Genomic DNA, 17,840 nt, shown 5'->3' on the forward strand with positions numbered 1-17,840 from the left:
CCGCCATGCGAGACGGGCGCCAGGGCGGGCCGGTAGTTTCTGCGGCGTGGCCAAGTGGGAGCTTTTGAGCGGTTTGTCCGACGACGACCGCCGTCGGGTGTTGTCGGCGGCGCAGCGCCGGCGCTACGGCCGGCGTGAGGTCGTGTTCCACGAGGGCGACCCAGGCGACACGTTGCACCTCATCGACTCGGGGCGGGTGGCCGTGCGCATTACCACCCCGTTGGGCGAGGTGGCGACGATGGTCGTGCTCGGCCCGGGCGACGTCTTTGGCGAGTTGGCCTTGGTCGGAGGCGGTGGCCGCCGCACGGCCAGCGCAGTGGCGTTGGAGAAGACCGAGACGTTGGCCGTGCACCGCGACGAGTTCGAGGAACTGCGGCGCAAGCACCCCTCCGTCGAGGGGCTGCTGGTGGCGGCGTTGTCGGCCCAAGTGGCGCGGCTGTCGGGGCTCTTGGTCGAAGCGCTGTACGTGCCGGCCGACAAGCGGGTGGCGCGCAGGCTGGTCGACCTCACCGCGGTCTACGAGGACGGCTCAAGCGAGGGCACCGAGATCACCGTCACCCAAGAAGACCTGGCGTCGCTGGCGGGAACGTCGCGTGCCACGGCGAACCGAGTGGTAGGGGAGTTGGAGCAGGCAGGCGCTCTCGCCGTCAGCCGCGGCCGAATCACCGTCGTCGACGACGGCGTCCTCGCCCGCCGCGCCCGCTGACCAACGGCCCAGCGCCATGCCGTGATCCGGACCAGAACCCGCCGGCGAACTGTCACGCCCGTGACAGTTCGAGCGTCGCCTGCGTGACGGACGCCGCGGCCCTCTGTCCGTACCGTCAGAGATATGGACACGACGACCGCAGCCCGGGCAGGAGTCAGCTGGGGCGACAACGGGAGCACCCGGCGCTGAGCGTCGTGTCCATCTGATCCCCATCCAGTGGGGCACCAGGGGGCTGTAACCGAAGGCGCCGACAGCGTGGTCGGCGCCTTCGGCGCGCCCGGGGCAGGTTTCCGTGAGCCGAAACGCCCGCTCAGCGGGCACAACGGCTCACGGAAACCCGGCGCCCCCCGCCCGACCGCCGGACCTCAGCCGCCCGGTGGCATCTCGAACACGGCGAAGTGCGCCCCCTGCGGGTCGGTGACCACCGCGAAGCGGCCCACGCCGGCCATGTCGATCGGCCCCACCGTCAACGACCCGCCCAGCTCCTGCACCGTGGCCACGGCGGCGTCGCACGACTCGACGCCGAAGTAGGTCATCCAGTGCGCAGGCACCTCGGCCGGTACCCGCTCGGTGATGTCGACCATCCCGGCGATCGACTTCCCCTCGAGCTGGAGCTCGGTGTAGCCGCCCCCGCCCTCGCTTGTCTTGCCCTTCCACCCGAAGACCGCCCCGTAGAAGGCCGCCGCCGTCTCCGAGTCGCGGGTGTTGAGCTCGTTCCAGCAAAACGCCCCCGGCTCGTTGGCCAGCTCCGCCCCAATGTGCGCCCCCGGCTGCCACAACGAGAACCCGGCTCCGGTGGGGTCCGCGCACACCGCCATGCGCCCGGCATCGAGCACGTCCATCGGCTCCACGAACACCGTGCCGCCCGCCTCGCGTACCAACCCCACGGCGGCCTCGACATCAGCCACCGACACGTAGGTGGCCCAGTTGGGCGGCGCCCCCTCGGCAAACTGCGGCCCCAACCCGGCCACCGCCTTCCCGTCCTTCATGAAGATGGTGTAGCCCCCCGCCTCCGGCCCCTGGTCGGCCGCTTCCCACCCGAACAGCGCGCCGTAGAAGGCGATCGACCCCGGCAGGTCGGTGCTGGCCAGGTCAACCCACGAGGGCGTACCCGGGGCGTACTCGGTGAACGCAGGCATTGGATTTCCTCCCCTTTTTCGAGCAACGGCCAGACCCTAATCCTCGAACGTGCGTTCGATCAAGGGATATCGCGGATATCCTGGGAGGCAATGTCCGACCGCCTGGTCATCCGCGGCGCCCGGGAGCACAACCTCAAGAACGTCTCGCTGGATCTGCCTCGTGACAAGCTCATCGTGTTCACGGGGTTGTCCGGCTCGGGGAAGTCCTCCCTCGCCTTCGACACCATCTACGCCGAGGGCCAGCGCCGCTACGTCGAGTCGCTGAGCGCCTACGCCCGCCAGTTCCTCGGGCAGATGGACAAGCCCGACGTCGACTTCATCGAGGGCCTCAGCCCCGCCATCTCCATCGACCAGAAGTCGGCCTCCCGCAACCCCCGTTCGACCGTCGGCACCATCACCGAGGTCTACGACTACCTCCGCCTCTTGTGGGCGCGCATCGGCCAGCCCCACTGCCCCAACTGCGGCGCCGCCGTCAGCCGCCAGACCCCCCAGCAGATCGTCGACCGCATCCTCGAGCTCCCGGAGGGCACCCGCTTCCAGGTCCTCGCCCCCGTGGTGCGGGGCCGCAAGGGCGAGTACGAGGGCCTGCTGGAGGAACTGGCCAAGTCGGGTTATGTCCGGGCCCGCATCGACGGCGAGATCCACGAGCTGGCCGACCCCCCCAAGCTGGCCCGCTACGAGCAGCACACCATCGAGGTCGTCGTCGACCGCTTGGTCAAACGCGACGGCATCGAGCGCCGCCTCACCGACTCCCTGGAGACGGCGCTTCGGCTGGCCGAAGGCGTGGCCGAGGTGCAGCTCGTCCCCAGGGACGAGGACGAGCGCAACGAGGACGAGATCCTCACCTTCAGCCAGCACCTGGCCTGCCCCAACTGCGGCCTCAGCTTCGACGAGCTGGCTCCCCGCAACTTCAGCTTCAACTCGCCCTACGGCGCCTGCCCCGCCTGCGTCGGCCTCGGCACCAAGTACGAGGTCGACCCCGACCTCGTCGTGCCCAACCCCGAGCTCACCATCGACGACGGCGCCATCGCCCCCTGGTCGGGAAACCGCACCGAATACTTCGGCCGCGTGCTGAGCGCGGTGGCCGACACCTTCGGCTTCAAGACCACCACCCCGTGGCAGAAGCTCAAGAAGGCCGACCAGAAAGTCCTGCTGTACGGCTCGGGCACCAAGCAGGTGCACGTCCAGTACCGCAACCGCTACGGCCGCACCCGCTCCTACTTCACCCACTACGAAGGCGTCGTCCCTTACCTGCAGCGCCGGCACAGCGAGGCCGAGTCCGACTTCATGCGCGAGCAGATCGAGGGCTACATGCGCGAGGTGCCGTGCCCCACGTGCGGCGGTGCCCGGCTCAAGCCCGAGTCGTTGGCGGTGACGGTCGACGGCCGCAACATCTTCGAGCTGTGCGACCTGTCGATCGGCAAGGCGGCCAAGGTCCTCAACGAGATGGAGCTGTCGGAGCGCGACTCGCTCATCGCCGAGCGGGTGCTGCGCGAGATCCGGGCCCGCATGCAGTTCCTGCTCGACGTCGGCCTCGACTACCTCACCCTCAACCGCAGCGCGGGCACCCTGGCGGGCGGCGAGGCCCAGCGCATCCGCCTGGCCAGCCAGATCGGCAGCGGCCTGGTCGGCGTGCTCTACGTGCTCGACGAGCCGTCTATCGGCCTCCACCAGCGCGACAACCGCCGCCTCATCGACACCCTCATCCGCCTGCGGGAACTGGGCAACACCGTCATCGTCGTCGAACACGACGAGGACACCATCCGCATCGCCGACCACATCGTCGACATCGGCCCCGGGGCGGGCGAGCACGGCGGCGAGGTCGTCTACTCCGGCGCGCTCGCAGGACTGCTCAAGAGCCGCAAGTCGCTCACCGGCCAGTACGTGTCGGGCAAGCGGTCGATCCCCGTGCCCGCCATCCGCCGCCAACCGGGCAACGAGTGGCTCACCGTGCGGGGCGCCCGCGAGCACAACCTCAAGGGCATCGACGTGGAGTTCCCGCTGGGCTGCTTCGTCACCGTCACCGGCGTGTCGGGCAGCGGCAAGTCGACCCTCGTCAACGACATCCTCTACCGGTCGCTGATGCAGCGCATCTACCGCTCGAAGATGGTGCCCGGCCGCCACACCAAGATCGAGGGCGGGGAGTACCTCGACAAGGTCATCAACATCGACCAGTCGCCCATCGGCCGCACGCCCCGCTCCAACGCCGCCACCTACACCGGCGTGTTCGACTCCATCCGCAAGCTGTTCAGCCAGACGCAGGAGGCCAAGGTCCGGGGGTACCTGCCCGGCCGCTTCTCCTTCAACGTCAAGGGCGGCCGGTGCGAGGCGTGCGCAGGCGACGGCACCATCAAGATCGAGATGCACTTCCTGCCCGACGTCTACGTGCCGTGCGAGGTGTGCAAGGGCGCCCGCTACAACCGCGACACCCTCGACATCGAGTTCAAGGGCAAGAACATCTCCGAGGTCCTCGACATGCCGTGCGAGGAGGCGTTGGAGTTCTTCGCCAACCAGCCGTCGATCGCCCGCCACATGCAGACGCTGGTCGACGTCGGCCTCGGCTACGTGCGCCTGGGCCAGCCCGCGCCGACCCTCAGCGGCGGCGAGGCCCAGCGGGTGAAGCTGGCTTCCGAATTGTCGAAGCGCTCCACCGGCCACACCATCTACATCCTCGACGAGCCCACCACGGGCCTGCACTTCGAGGACATCCGCAAGCTGCTCAACGTGTTGTCGCGCCTGGTCGACCAGGGCAACACCGTCTTGGTCATCGAACACAACCTCGACGTCATCAAGACGGCAGACTGGATCGTCGACATGGGGCCGGAAGGCGGCGACGGGGGAGGACGCGTGGTGGTCGAAGGAACGCCGGAGCAGGTGGCCAAGACGCCCGACAGCCATACGGGCCGGTTCCTGGCCCCGCTGCTCGGGATCTCATGAGCCTGTCTGAGGTCGCGCCCCGCACCTACGCCTACGTGCAAGGCGACGGGGGATGGGGGCTCAGCAACGCCGGACTGGTGGTGGGCGACGACGGCCAGGCCCTCTTGGTCGACACCTTCTTCGACCTGCCTCGCACCCGGGCGCTGCTCGACGCCCTGCCGCAGCGGCCGACCGTCGTGGTCAACACCCACTTCAACGGCGATCACTGCTGGGGCAACGAGTTGGTGGCCGACGCCCGCCTCGTCTCCCACGCCATGTGCCGCGACCAGATGGTCAACGGCCCGTCGCCCGCCTTCCTGGCCGGGATCGTCGAGGGCGACAGCGGAGGCGACCCGACGATCGAGTACCTCCAGCGCGCCTTCGCGCCCTTCGACTTCAACGGCATCACGCTCACGCCGCCCACCGAGACGTTCGAGGCCGAACAGGCCGTCGACGTCGGTGGCCGCCAGGCGGTGCTGCGCCACTACGGCCCCGCCCACACCTTGGGCGACTGCGTGGCGTGGGTGCCCGACGAACGGGTGCTGTTCACCGGCGACCTGGTGTTCTACCGGGTGTGCCCGCTGGTGTGGGACGGCACCATCACCACGTGGTTGGCCGCCCTCGACGACATGCTGTCGCTCGACCCCGCCGTGGTGGTGCCCGGGCACGGCCCCGTCGCCGGCCCCGAGGCGCTGCGCGAGATGGCCGGCTACTTCCGGGCACTTACCGACCAAGGCCAGGCCCTGCACGACGAGGGCCTTCCGGTGGAGGAGGCCTACGCCCGCCTCGATCTGGGCCGCTACACCACGTGGGTCGACTACGAACGCACCGCCCTCAACCTGCTCGCCGTCTACAAGGAGATCGACGGCGAAGAGCCGGGCGTCGACGCCTTCACCGCGTTCGGTGCCATGGCCACTGCGGCACAGCAACGTCGCATCGCCGGCGGCTGTTGCTGAAGTTCCTGCGCGTCGTCGGCGTCGTCCTGGCCCTCGTGGTGGTGGGCGTGTTCGTCAACCGCCTGTTCGAGCCCAGGGTCGACCCCGGCGCCGCGGTGAGCACCTACCTCGACGCCGTGCGCCGGGGCGAGACGCCGGCCACGTGCAAGCAGCTCTCCACCTCGCCCGACGACTTCAGCGGCGTGGACGGCTATCGGATCGTGCGCACGACCACACTCGACAACCGGGACGGCCGGGTGGTGTTCGACGCCACCCGCGGCGGGCAGACGCACACATACGAAGCGGTCATCGTTCGCGAGGGCACGACCTGGAAGTGGTGCGGCCTCAATCCAACGGGCCCCTGACGAGCCCTCGTCAGACGATCGACAGCATTCGCTCCAGCGCCACCTTGGCCCACTCGGTGGTGTCGGGGTCGACGGTGATGCGGTTCACCACTCGTCCCTCGACCAGGTTCTCCAGCACCCAGGCCAGGTGGGCGGCGTCGATGCGGAACATGGTCGAGCACGGGCAGATGAGCGGGTCGAGCGACACCACGGTCTTGTCGGGCGTGTCGGCGGCGAGGCGCTGCACCAGGTGGATCTCGGTGGCCACGGCGATGGTCGAGCCCACCGGGGCGGCGGCCACGGCCTTGATGATGGCGTCGGTCGAGCCCACCTCGTCGGCCAGCTCCACCACGTCGCGGGCGCACTCGGGGTGGGCCAGCACGATGCCGTCGGGGTGTTCGGCGCGGAAGGCGGCCACGTGCTCGGGCCGGAAGCGCTGGTGCACCGAGCAGTGCCCCTTCCACAGCAGGAAGGTGGCTTCCTTGACGTCCTTCTCGGCCAGGCCGCCCAGGTCGAGGCGGGGGTTCCACACCCGCATGTCGGCCTCGGTGAAGCCCAGCTGGTAGCCGGTGTTGCGCCCCAGGTGCTGGTCGGGGAAGAACAGCACCTTGTCACCCCGCTCGAGCGCCCAGGTGAGCACGGCGCGGGCGTTCGACGACGTGCACACCGCCCCGCCCTTGCGGCCCACGAACGCCTTGAGCGCCGCCGACGAGTTCATGTAGGTGATGGGCACGATGCGCTCGACGTCGGTGACGTCGGCCAGGGCGTCCCACGCCTCTTCCACCGACTCCAGGTCGGCCATGTCGGCCATCGAGCACCCGGCGTTGAGGTCGGGGAGGACGACCTGCTGGTGGTCGGCGGTGAGGATGTCGGCCGACTCGGCCATGAAATGCACGCCGCAGAACACGATGTACTCGGCGGCCCGGTTGTCGGCGGCCATCCGGCTGAGGCCGAAGGAGTCGCCTCGCAGGTCGGCCCAGCGCATGACCTCGTCGCGCTGGTAGTGGTGGCCGAGCACGAGCAGGCGGTCACCCAGGGTTTCCTTGGCCGCGGCGATGCGTCGGGCAAGGTCGTCTTCGGTTGCGTCGGTGAACCCCTCGGGGAGGGGCGTCTGGAGCCGGAGCATGTTGAGTCCCTTCGTGGGAACAGCTCCGATTAACGGCCGGCGGGGACAGCCTGGTCGCCCATCCGCGGGGTTGTCGGCCTCGGAGCTCGATATGTCGCCGGATACCAGGCCGGCACTGAGTACAAGTGTACGCGCCGGGCTGCTATTCCTGACAGGTGGCCGTTGTCCGCCCCCCCGCCGGGACCATCCCCGACTGCCCTGGGTCCTACCAGTTCAAGGACCGGGACGGGCGCGTGGTCTACGTGGGCAAGGCCAAGTCGCTGCGGTCCCGCCTGTCGAACTACTTCCAGACGTCGCTGCCGCCCCGAACGGCCCAGATGGTGGCCGCCGCCGCCTCCGTCGAGTGGATCGAGGTGCGCAACGAGGTCGAGGCGCTGCACCTGGAGTACAACCTCATCCAGCAGCACCAACCCCGCTTCAACGTGCGGCTGCGCGACGACAAGAGCTACCCGTTCCTGGCCGTCACCCTCGACGACGAGTGGCCCCGGGCCATGGTCATGCGGGGGCAGAAGCGCAAGGGGGTGCGGTACTTCGGCCCCTACGCCCACGCCTACGCCATCCGCGAGACGCTCGACCTGCTGCTGCGCACGTTTCCGGTGCGCACGTGTTCCGACAACAAGTTCGGGCGCCACGAGCGCCAGGGCCGGCCGTGCCTGCTGTTCCACATCGAGAAGTGCAGCGGGCCGTGCGTGGGGGAGGTGGGGCGGGAGGAGTACGACCGGCTGGTGGGCGAGCTCATCTCGTTCCTCGACGGCGACACCGCCGAGGTGGTGCAGCGGCTTGAATCGTCGATGCGGGAGGCGGCGAGCGAGCTGGAGTTCGAACGGGCGGCCCGGCTGCGCGACCGGCTCACCACCGTGCGCCGGGCCATCGAGAAGCAGCAGATGGTGCTCGACCGGTCGGAGGACATCGACGTCATCGGGCTGGTGGAGGACGAGCTGGAGGCGGCCGTCCAGGTCTTCTGGGTGCGCAAGGGGCGGGTGAGCGGCCGCAAGGGGTTCGTGATCGACAAGGTGGAGGACCTCGACCGGCCGCAGTTGGTGGCCGAGATCCTTGAGCAGCTCTACGCAGGCGACCCCACGTTGGGCATCCCCCGGGAGGTGCTGGTGCCCGACCTGCCCGACGACCCCGGGTTCTACGAGTCGTGGCTGTCGTCGCTGCGGGGGTCGCGGGTGACGGTGCGGGTGCCGCAGCGGGGCGACAAGCGGGCGCTGCACGAGACGGTCACCCGAAATGCGGCCGAGGAGTTCACACGGCATCGCCTGCGTCGGTCGGCCGACCACAACGCCCGGGCCCGTGCATTGAATGCGCTGCAAGAGGCGCTTGGACTGCCGGAAGCTCCGCTACGAATTGAGTGCTTTGACATGTCGCATATCCAAGGCACCGACTATGTGGGATCCATGGTCGTCATGGAAGACGGGTTGGCGAAGAAGTCGGAGTACCGCCGGTTCAAGGTGAAAGCGGTGGCCGGGAACGACGACTACGCGGCCATGGAAGAGGTGCTGACTCGGCGTCTCACTGCGCTGTTGGCCGAGCGCGACAACCCGCTGTCGGAACGGCCTCGAAAGTTCGCCTACCCGCCGCAGTTGTTGCTGGTCGACGGGGGCAAGGGCCAGTTGGGGGTGGCCCTCAAGGTGGTGGAGGAGCTGGGGTTGGAGGACGAGATCCCCGTGGCCGCCCTGGCCAAGCAGTTCGAGGAGGTGTACCTGCCGGGGCGGGCCGACCCGGTGCGCATCCCTCGCCAGTCGGAGGCCCTGTACCTGTTGCAACGGGTGCGCGACGAGGCCCACCGGTTCGCCATCTCGTACCACCGGCAGCTGCGGGGCAAGCGCATGACGACATCGGTGCTCGACGACATCCCCGGGCTGGGACCGACCCGGCGGAAGCGGCTGCTCAAGGAGCTCGGCGGGGTCGGCGCCGTCAAGGCGGCGTCGCTGGAGACGCTGCGAGCGCTGCCCTGGCTCCCCGACGCCGTCGCCGACGCCGTGCATGCCAAGCTTCACGGCCCCACCTGACCTTCTCTGTGCAAAAAAGGTCGCCTGGCGACACTTTCTGCACACAGAACCGCTTGACATGAGATGACATGGCGCGTTTGGATGGCGCCATGCGGGGTGCGAGGGTGGCCCTCGTAGCCGCTCTGCTGCTGGGGGCGTGCGACGGGGGAGGGGGAAGTGGTGCCAACACGACCTTGCCGCCGCGCGTCTCCACGACGGCCTCCACGCTGCCTGACTATTCGGTGCCTGCCGTGATCGACGCGGCCTACGTGGAGAAGGTGATGGCCGCCCTCGACCACGTCTACGGCGACGCCATCCGCATCCTCGCCCGCGAACGAAAGATCACCCAGGACTTCCTGGATCGCCTCGCCGCCATCTACGGCGATCGCTTCTTCCGACTAGCGCAGCAGTCTTGGAGCCGGGAGGCACTCGACGGCTTCGCGACCCTGGCGTCTACGCCAGGTGACCCCACGGTGACGGTCACATCACTAGTGAAACACGATCGAGAGTGTGTTATCGCGGCCGTCATTCGAGACTTTAGCCTCGTACGCAATGGAATCCCTGCAACGACGCCTCAGCGATATATTGCACTCATCCCGAAAGGTGGCGCCACTAACGGATTAAATCCGACGCCATGGGTCTTATCTTATGACGGGTGGACCTCAACCGGTGTCGAGCCAAGCGAGCCATGTTCCGCAAACTGATCACTGTGGTAAAGGCGGCCTGCTTAGGCACCTTGTTGATGCCTGGAGTTGCCGCAGCATTGCCGGTGGCAGATAACTACGGCTCCGGAGGAATTGCTGTTACAGACAGCGCACCTGGCGCTTCAGGAGGGGGAGGCGGCGGCGGTGGGAGTAGTGAGCAGTGGTACTCGTATCGCTCCGTCGATGTCGGCCCCGACGGGCTGTGCTGGGCATACCACTCGACCACCGACGCGGCCGAAGCGGCGGCTTACAACTCCGTCTACAGCCCTAACGCAGTGGCAGGAGACGGCCTCGCATCCCTGCCGCCCTGCCCCACTGGGGCGGGGGCGCCGGCGCCGCCGACCCCTGAGCAACTGGCTCGTGACTTCTGGGCCAGTCGGCAACTCCCGGCTCCCACGCTCGACGTCACCCCCGACTACGCGGTGGCGGGCAAGCGGGTGTTCCTCCAGATCGCCGGCGCCAAGGCGACAACCTTCCACGTCGACAACCCGCTCGGCCCCGCCGTCGACATCAACGCCACCTCTCGCTACGTCGTCGACTGGGGCGACGGCAGCCCGCCGACGACGACCACCTCGCAGGGCGGCGCTTGGCCCGACGGCGACGTCACCCACGTCTACGACCGCGCCACCACGGCCGTCACCATCCGGGTCACGCAACGGTGGTCGGCCACCTGGACGGCAGGCGGAGGCAGCCCGGGCGGCACCCTCGACGACCTGCAGACGGGCAGCACGTTGACCCTCCGAGTGGAGCAGGTGCAGCCGGTCCGCAATCGTTGACCGGGTGACCGACGACGCACCCGACACCGACGACCTCTGGGAGAGCCACGCCGACTGGTGGCAAGCAGGCTTCACCGAAGGAGCCGACGCCGAGTACGAGGAGCAGATCCTCCCCATGGCGGCCGCCCACCTGGCAGGGACCACCCGGGTCCTCGACGTCGGCACCGGTGAGGGCCAGATCGCCCGCCTCGCCGTCAACCGGGCCGACGCCACCACCGTCGTGGGCGTCGACCCCACCTGGGCCCAGATCGCGACGGCCAAGCAACGCGCCCACGGCCCCGACTACGCCCGCGCCGGCGCCGCCCAGCTCCCGTTCGCAGCCCAGTCGTTCGACGCCGTCGTGGCCTGCCTCGTCTTCGAGCACATCGACGACGTCGACCAAGCCATCGCCGAGGTGGCCCGCGTCCTGCAACCGGGCGGCCGCTTCCTGTTCTTCCTCAACCACCCCCTGCTCCAGACGCCTGGAAGTGGCTGGATCGACGATCGCATTCTGGAGGAGCAGTACTGGCGCATCGGCCTCTACCTCCACGAGGACAAGACGGTCGAAGAGGTCGAGAAGGGCGTCTTCATCCCCTTCATCCACCGCCCGCTGTCGCGGTACGTGAACGCCCTCGCCGAGAACGGCCTGTCGATCGTCCGCATGGACGAGCCCGCCCCGCCGCCCGGCTTCTTGGCGCGGGCGGCAGAGTACGAACAGGCGGCAGCTATACCTCGCCTTCTCTTCGTGCGCGCGCACAAATCAGACTGAAACGCGCCCTTCGGGGAAAGCTTTTTAAAGAAATAACGCGACGTGGTGCCTAGTCGCACGTTATTTGGTTATGCCTACGCGCTCACGGAACGGAGGAGAACCCACAACGTGGTCATGGCTGAGCTGCTTTCCATCGTCGCCTTCCGATCTGAGCTGGCGTCCCGCTTGCGGGCGCGAGCAGACGAATCGGTGGACGCCATCACGTCGAACCTGTACGCCGAAGTCGGCGCCCTGCACGAAGCCGCAGGGTTCGCCGACGTCGAGAAGCTGCGCGCCCGCATCCGAGGCACAGTGGACGGCTTCATCGGCTTCATCGCCAACGGCACCCCGCTGAGCGGGGCCGAACGCGAAGCGCTGCACCGGATGGGTGCGGAACGGGCGCGCCACGGCGTGTCGCTGGAGGCCGTCAGCGACACCGTCGACATCACCATGGAGGTGCTGTGGCGCTTCGTCCGCGAAGTCGTCCAGCAGCCCCCCGTCCCGCCGATCGCTGCCGCCGTGGTGGCCGACATCGGCAGCCAGGCCCACACCTTCGCGGCGGCCGTACGCGACGCCGTGCTCTCCGGCTTCGCCCTCGAGCGGCGCCACGGGGAGATCGGCCGCATCTACGGCGTCGCCGACATCGTCGACATGCTCGTCGACGGCCGGTGGGTGAACCGCCGCGACGTGCTGCGCACGGCCGACGCCCTCGGGGTGGAGGTGAGCGACCCGCTCGCCCTGCTGTTCGTCGTCCCCGTGAGCCCCGACGGCTACCGCTGCCTTGACGAAGCGGCCCGGCAGGTGGCGGCCGCCGTGCCCAACGCGTGCGCCGGGCGGCTTCGCGGTGAGGCCTTCCGGTACGTGCCCGTCATCGCCTCCCACGTCGACCCGGCCGCCGCCCGCGCCAGGGTGGCGGAGATCGCCGCCGGGCTCGACGTGCTGGTGCTGGTCGACCAGTCGACGCACGACCACCGAGGGTTGGCTGCTGCGGCGCGAACCCTGGAGGCGGAGGTCGCCCCCGCCCGGGCCTTGGGCAGGGGACCGGGCGCAGTCGTCACCACGGGCGAGACCGAGCTCTTCCGACTCCTACGCGAGCTGCCGCTCGAGGCTCGCATGGGCTACACACGCCGCGTCCTGGGGCCGGTGCTCGACCTCCCCAGCGGCAAAGCCCGCGACGCCGTCGCCACCATGCAGGCCTACTTCCGGGGCCGAGCGGCGGGCCGCCTCGACGAGCGGGCCGCCGACCTCCAGCTCCACCGCAACTCGGTGCGCTATCGCCTCGACCGCACACAGGCCCTGTTGGGGCTGAACTTCCGCGACGCGGCCGACCGTCTCCGGGTGGAAGTTGCGCTGGCGCTGTACGAGCTCATGCGCCAAGAACTGGCCGTCTACGACGACGAAGCGCAGCCCGATGAAGCAGGGAATGCCTGAGCCCACTGGTAACGGGCGCCGGTTCTTGCCAAAGTGACGCCGATGCGTCGTCCTCCCCGGGGCGGCGCCGGCGGCACCCACCGTCCCCCCGTACCGGAGGAGCAGCCGTTGCAGCAGCACCGAAGTGCCGTGCTGGTGACGTCCGTCGTCGAACGATTGGGCGACGTGCTGTCCGACCTCGTCGACGACATGCACGCGGCCGCCGAGGAGCGATGGCCCTCCTACGGCCGCCCCGACTTGGCCGAGGTCCGAGCCGACTTCCGCCGAGTGGCCGCTCTGTTCGTCCGCGTGCTCGAAGAACGCCGTGACCTTCGTCCCGACGAGCTCGTCACCGTCCACGTCATCGGCGCCCAACGAGCCCGCCAAGGCGTGCCTGCCGACCACATGGTCGACCGTGTGCGCGCCGCCCTGCGAGTGGCATGGGAGCGCCTCCTCGACCTGGCGGCCGACGACGACGACGCCGGCCTGGCCCTCGTGCGCGACCTGTCGCTGCGGCACATGCAGTTCATGCACGACGTGCTCGACGCGCTGGAGACCGGCTACGCCACCGAACGCGAGCAGCGGGTGAGTGGCCAGGTCCGGGCTCAAGCCGCCTTTGTCGACCGCCTGCTCGAGGGGCAGTGGGAGGCCGACGCCGAGATCCGTTCGCAGGCGGGCGCCCTCGGCCACGACTTGGGGCGACTGTGCGGCCTCCTCATGCTCCTGCCCGGCGGCCCGTCCGACACCGAGGGCCTGCGCGCCGCGGCGTCCGACCTGGCGGCGAGCGTGCCCGGTGCCGTGGAAGGCCCCATGCGCACCCTGCCTGTCCTGCACGTGGTGACGGTCCTGCCCGTTGCCTCCACCACGGCGTGGACAGCGGCCATGGCCACGGTGACCGAGGTGGCCGTGCGCCACCGGCTGGTGGTCGTGCCCGTCGACCCCACGCCGCACACCAACGCCCTCGCCCACCTCTACCGGCGCGCCCAGCGCTACCTGTCGCTGGCCCACTCGGCGGGCGCGGAGAGCGGCGTCGTCACCGTGAAAGACCTGCGGCTCTACGCCGTCCTGGCGGGCATTCCCCTGGCCGAGCGGTTGGAGTTCGTGCGCGACATGCTCGGCCCCGTCCTCGACCTGCCTCCCCACAAGGCCCACGAACTGCTCGAGACGCTCGACGTCGTGTACCGCCGCCGCGGCCGTATCGCCGAGGCCGCAGGCGACCTGCACCTGCACCAGAACTCCATCCGCTACCGGCTCAACCGCATCGAGCAGTTGACCGGGCTGCGCCTCGACGTGCCTGCCGAACGCATGCACCTCGAGCTCGCCATGCGGCTGCGGTGGGTGGCCAAGGCGGAACTGGCCACCCTCGACGACGGCCCCCCGCCGCGGGTGCGCGCCCGGCCTGCTTGAACCGCCCGGCCCGGGGTTACCCTTACAGGCAAACGGCGGACGCAGTGGGGGGATTTCTGTGAGCATCACAACGGCTGAGGGTGCTGGCGACGACTGGCACGACATCGTCGAACAGCACGAGCCTGCGCTTCGCCGTTTCATCGGCCGGCGCATGGCGAACCGGCACTTGGTCGACGACGCACTGCAGGAGACCTACCTCCGGGCCATTCGCTCGCCGTACGAGCCCGACGGCAAGTGGCTGCGCGCCCTGGCCCGGCGGGCCTCGGTCGACGTCTACCGGCGCGAGCCGCCCCCCGGCCCCGAGGTCGACCCGCTGTCGTTGGTGGCCGAGTGGGCGGCGGCCGACAACGGCGAGGTGCCCGGGTCCGACGAGCACGTGGCCGCGCTGGCGTCGCGCCAAGCCGTGCGCTGGGCCTTCTCGCGCCTGTCGCCCCGGCACCGGCGCCTGCTGGTCCTGCGCGGCGTGCACGAGCTCACCTACGACGAGATGGCCCGGTCCGAAGGGGTCACGCCCGAGGCCTTGACCTCGGCATTGAACCGGGCCCGAGAACGCCTCCGGGCCGGCATGCAGGCCTACGAACGCGGCGGGCTCGCCGTCTTCGCCGGCCTCGGCACCCGGCTCCGCATGCGCGTGGCCCGCACCCACGCGATGCTCGGGCACCTGCCGCTCGCCGAATTGGCGGGCACCTCGGTGGCCATCGGCTTGGTGGCGGTGGCCTCGTTGGCCCCGAGCGGCGGGCGGGCCACGGTGGCGGCCGCCTCGCCTCCTGCCGCAGCGACGGCGACCGATGGCGCCGCCGCGCCCGCGCCCGCCCCCGCCCCCGCAGCCTTGGCCGCGCGGCCCGCTCCAGGGGCGACGGCACCGAAGCCCGGCCCGGGCACGCCCGAACGCCCGGCACCCGCCGTCGAGGCGGGTGCCGACGTGACGCTGGCGCCCGACGAGAGCGCCGTCGACCTCACCGTCGACACCGCCGATGCCACTGGTCCCAGCACGACCCGGGCCACAGTGACCTTCAAGTGCTCGCGCAGCGGCCTCCTGGCGCCGACATGCCCGCTCTACCGCGAGGTCCCGTCAGGGAACAGGTAGCCAGACCCGCACGGTGACGCCGTTGGGGGCGCCGTTGGGTGCTTCATGGCGGGTGTGGTCGCCGCCGAGGCCGAGCACCTGCGGCCACGGCGTCGGAACCACGCAGGTGCCCGCGGGCACCACGGTGATGTTCGACTGGCCGGCGCGGTGCACGGCGACCTCCGCAGTCACGCAGTCGGCCGCCGCCGGACTGCTCGGCGCGAGCGCAGCAAGCAGCACGACGACGCCGAGGGCGACGCGCCATGTCAAGGCAATTCGGTTCATTACGGGGACCCCTTCCCAGCCGACAAGGCCTCGGAAAATAGGTCTTGCCCACCGGAAGGAACAGAGGCCATTCAGCGATATACAGCCCGAGAACGCGACGGAGGTTCACAGGTCGAGGTGGAAGAGAAGGACGGCAGCCTTCGGCTGCTCATCGAAGAGTTGCGCCGGGCGCCTGACGGGATGGTGTTGCCCTTCCTCAGCGCGCTCCGCAACCGGCGCGGCGACATTGCCACGGTGCTCGACGGGCGGTCGCTGCGCGTAGAGGTCGTCATCGTCGGCGAGCGGCGGCACACCTATCGCCTGGTGTTCACGGCGGCGGGCCACGTGGAGCTGGCGGGCTCGTACGGGTTCGACCCCCACATCCGCTTCGAAGGGACGCCCGACCGCCTCTTCGGCGTCCTGCTGGGCACGCTCGACACGTTCAGCGCCGTGTACGACCAGGTGCTCACCCTGTACTTCCCGCCCGACGAGCTCGTGCACTACCCGCGCATCCGGCGCCTGCTGGCCACGCAGGTGGAGGTCTGCCCGAGCCGGTAGCGCGGCAGGTGTGAGAATGGCGACGGCCATGAGCGAATACGTCGTCATCACCGGCATGTCGGGCGCGGGGCGTTCGACGGCAGCCGACACCCTGGAGGACGCGGGCTGGTTCGTCATCGACAACCTGCCGCCGTCGCTCATCGGCAAGGTGGCCGAGCTCGTGGGGCGGCCCGACTCCGAGACCGAGCGGGTGGCGCTGGTCAGCGGGCGGGGCGGCGGCGAGTACGTGGCCGAGCTGTCGGAAGCCGTCGGCCACCTGCGCGAGTCGGGGGCCATCGTGCGGGTGCTGTTCCTCGACGCCGCCGACGACGTGCTGGTGCGGCGCTTCGAGAACACCAGGCGCCGCCACCCGCTGGCCACCGAGGGCGTGTTCGCAGGCATCACCAAAGAGCGCGAAGTGCTGGAGGCCATCAAGACCCAGGCCGACATCGTGGTCGACACCAGCGACCTCAACGTCCACCAACTGCGTGACCGGTTGCTCGACCTGTTCGAGCGCGACGAGCGCGGCCTCGGCATGCAGACCTCGGTGGTGTCGTTCGGCTACAAGCACGGCCTGCCCCTCGACGTGGACCTCGTGTTCGACTGCCGCTTCCTGCCCAACCCGCACTGGGTCGACGAGCTGCGCCCGTTGACCGGCCTCGACGAGCCGGTGCGCGACTACGTGCTCGGCCAACCCGAGACCGACGACTTCCTCGAACGGCTCGACCACCTGCTGGAGCTCCTGCTGCCCGCCTACCGCAAGGAGGGCAAGGCCTACCTGTCGATAGCCGTGGGCTGCACGGGGGGCCGCCATCGCAGCGTGGTGCTGGCCGAGGAACTGGCCAAGCGGGTGGAAGCCCACGGGTTCAAGCCCTCTGTCTCGCACCGGGACGTGAACCGGTGAGCGCCGTGCGCGTCGTGGCCCTGGGAGGCGGGCACGGGCTGGCGGCCACCCTCCAAGCCGTGCGCCGCTACGCCTCCGACATCACGGCCATCGTGTCGGTGGCCGACGACGGCGGCTCGTCGGGTCGCTTGCGCGAGGCCCTGGGCATCTCCGCCCCTGGCGACATCCGCCGCTGCCTGGTCGCCCTGAGCGAACCGGAGTCGGTGTGGGCCAAGGCCTTCGAGCACCGCTTCGAGGCGGGCGAGCTGCAGGGCCACGCCGTGGGCAACCTGGTGATCGCAGGACTGGCGGCGGCGACCGGCGACTTCACCTCGGCGTTGGCCGAGGCGGGCCGGGCCATCGGCGCCGTGGGCCGGGTGCTGCCCGCCACCACCGCCCCCGTCGTGCTCAAGGCCGAAGCGGCGGGCGGCGAGGTGCAGGGGCAGGTGAACGTGGCGCAGTCGGGCCGCATCTCCCGCGTCGGCTTGGTCCCTCCCGACCCCCGCCCGCCCGACGAGGCGCTCGAGGCCATCGCCGAGGCCGACCAGGTGGTGCTCGGCCCCGGTTCGTTGTTCACCAGCATCCTGGCCGCCGTCGTTGTGCCCGGCATCCGCGACGCCCTGCAGGCGACCCCAGCCCGCAAGGTCTACGTCTGCAACCTGCGGCCCCAGGTTCCCGAGACGGCGGGCTACGACGTGGCCGCCCACGTGGAGGCGCTGACGGCGCACGGGGTGGAGGTCGACGTGGTCGTCTGCGACCCCACCGAACTGGCCGTCGGGGCCATGCGCACACCGTGCATCGAGCGGCTGCTGGCCCGCCGCGACGGCCCCGGGCACGACCCGGCGGCCCTGGCCGCCGCACTGTCGGAACTGGCAGGGCTGCCGACCGATCTGGTCGGATAGGACT

General features: G+C 69.9%; 17 protein-coding genes. 14 read left to right on the plus strand and 3 right to left on the minus strand.

Annotated elements, in window-relative coordinates; all coding sequences use genetic code 11:
* Nucleotides 1–46 precede the first annotated feature (46 nt).
* On the plus strand, nt 47–706 hold the full coding sequence (locus tag VM938_07760) for a Crp/Fnr family transcriptional regulator (protein HVF74930.1): 660 nt from the start codon (nt 47–49) through the stop codon (nt 704–706).
* Nucleotides 707–1,071: 365 nt separating this feature from the next.
* Here the strand turns inward: VM938_07760 and VM938_07765 are convergent, their stop codons facing one another.
* Nucleotides 1,072–1,845: a VOC family protein gene (locus tag VM938_07765; GenBank protein ID HVF74931.1), complete on the minus strand. Its 774-nt coding sequence runs from the start codon at nt 1,843–1,845 to the stop codon at nt 1,072–1,074.
* Nucleotides 1,846–1,935: 90 nt separating this feature from the next.
* Between VM938_07765 and uvrA the strand changes: the two genes are divergently transcribed.
* The 3 genes from uvrA to VM938_07780 are packed head-to-tail and all read left to right on the plus strand — an operon-like array spanning nt 1,936 to nt 6,061.
* Entirely contained in the window at nt 1,936–4,782 is a 2,847-nt protein-coding gene (gene uvrA, locus VM938_07770) for an excinuclease ABC subunit UvrA (protein ID HVF74932.1), read from the plus strand.
* Entirely contained in the window at nt 4,779–5,717 is a 939-nt protein-coding gene (locus tag VM938_07775) for an MBL fold metallo-hydrolase (protein HVF74933.1), read from the plus strand. The genes uvrA and VM938_07775 overlap by 4 nt, the downstream gene beginning before the upstream one ends.
* Entirely contained in the window at nt 5,711–6,061 is a 351-nt protein-coding gene (locus tag VM938_07780) for a hypothetical protein (protein ID HVF74934.1), read from the plus strand. The genes VM938_07775 and VM938_07780 overlap by 7 nt, the downstream gene beginning before the upstream one ends.
* 10 nt (nt 6,062–6,071) lie before the next feature.
* Here VM938_07780 and nadA read toward each other — a convergent pair whose 3' ends face one another.
* Nucleotides 6,072–7,166 (minus strand): quinolinate synthase NadA, encoded by a 1,095-nt coding sequence (gene nadA, locus VM938_07785; GenBank protein ID HVF74935.1) that lies wholly within the window; start codon nt 7,164–7,166, stop codon nt 6,072–6,074.
* Between the two features lie 155 nt (nt 7,167–7,321).
* Here nadA and uvrC point away from each other — a divergent pair, with 155 nt between their 5' ends.
* The 7 genes from uvrC to VM938_07820 all read left to right on the plus strand — a co-directional run bounded on the left by uvrC (nt 7,322) and on the right by VM938_07820 (nt 15,271).
* A complete protein-coding gene (gene uvrC / locus VM938_07790) occupies nt 7,322–9,181 on the plus strand; it encodes an excinuclease ABC subunit UvrC (protein ID HVF74936.1) in 1,860 nt (619 codons plus the stop codon).
* Nucleotides 9,182–9,411: 230 nt separating this feature from the next.
* Nucleotides 9,412–9,864, plus strand: coding sequence for a hypothetical protein (locus VM938_07795; GenBank protein ID HVF74937.1), 453 nt, complete (start codon nt 9,412–9,414; stop codon nt 9,862–9,864).
* Between the two features lie 38 nt (nt 9,865–9,902).
* The gene (locus VM938_07800; protein ID HVF74938.1) at nt 9,903–10,640 is read left to right on the plus strand and encodes a hypothetical protein; all 738 of its coding nucleotides are present in this window, start codon (nt 9,903–9,905) and stop codon (nt 10,638–10,640) included.
* A gap of 4 nt (nt 10,641–10,644) precedes the next feature.
* Nucleotides 10,645–11,388, plus strand: a complete 744-nt coding sequence (locus VM938_07805; protein HVF74939.1) for a class I SAM-dependent methyltransferase — start codon at nt 10,645–10,647, stop codon at nt 11,386–11,388.
* A 114-nt stretch (nt 11,389–11,502) separates the two neighbouring features.
* Complete coding sequence (locus tag VM938_07810; GenBank protein HVF74940.1) at nt 11,503–12,798, plus strand: helix-turn-helix domain-containing protein; 1,296 nt, start codon at nt 11,503–11,505, stop codon at nt 12,796–12,798.
* Between the two features lie 42 nt (nt 12,799–12,840).
* Nucleotides 12,841–14,184, plus strand: coding sequence for a helix-turn-helix domain-containing protein (locus VM938_07815; GenBank protein HVF74941.1), 1,344 nt, complete (start codon nt 12,841–12,843; stop codon nt 14,182–14,184).
* Between the two features lie 58 nt (nt 14,185–14,242).
* On the plus strand, nt 14,243–15,271 hold the full coding sequence (locus VM938_07820; protein HVF74942.1) for a sigma-70 family RNA polymerase sigma factor: 1,029 nt from the start codon (nt 14,243–14,245) through the stop codon (nt 15,269–15,271).
* Here the strand turns inward: VM938_07820 and VM938_07825 are convergent.
* Complete coding sequence (locus tag VM938_07825) at nt 15,257–15,535, minus strand: hypothetical protein (GenBank protein HVF74943.1); 279 nt, start codon at nt 15,533–15,535, stop codon at nt 15,257–15,259. The two genes, VM938_07820 and VM938_07825, sit on opposite strands and share 15 nt — an antisense overlap.
* Nucleotides 15,536–15,652: 117 nt before the next feature.
* Between VM938_07825 and VM938_07830 the strand changes: the two genes are divergently transcribed.
* Genes VM938_07830 through yvcK form a run of 3 tightly spaced genes read left to right on the plus strand, consistent with a single transcriptional unit; the run spans nt 15,653 to nt 17,836 of the window.
* The gene (locus VM938_07830; GenBank protein HVF74944.1) at nt 15,653–16,072 is read left to right on the plus strand and encodes a hypothetical protein; all 420 of its coding nucleotides are present in this window, start codon (nt 15,653–15,655) and stop codon (nt 16,070–16,072) included.
* Between the two features lie 28 nt (nt 16,073–16,100).
* The gene (rapZ, locus tag VM938_07835; GenBank protein HVF74945.1) at nt 16,101–16,955 is read left to right on the plus strand and encodes an RNase adapter RapZ; all 855 of its coding nucleotides are present in this window, start codon (nt 16,101–16,103) and stop codon (nt 16,953–16,955) included.
* A complete protein-coding gene (gene yvcK, locus VM938_07840) occupies nt 16,952–17,836 on the plus strand; it encodes a uridine diphosphate-N-acetylglucosamine-binding protein YvcK (GenBank protein ID HVF74946.1) in 885 nt (294 codons plus the stop codon). Before rapZ ends, yvcK begins: the two co-directional genes overlap by 4 nt.
* Nucleotides 17,837–17,840: the final 4 nt, after the last annotated feature.

The organism is Acidimicrobiales bacterium (genome assembly GCA_035536915.1).
GTDB lineage: Bacteria > Actinomycetota > Acidimicrobiia > Acidimicrobiales > JAHWLA01 > JAHWLA01.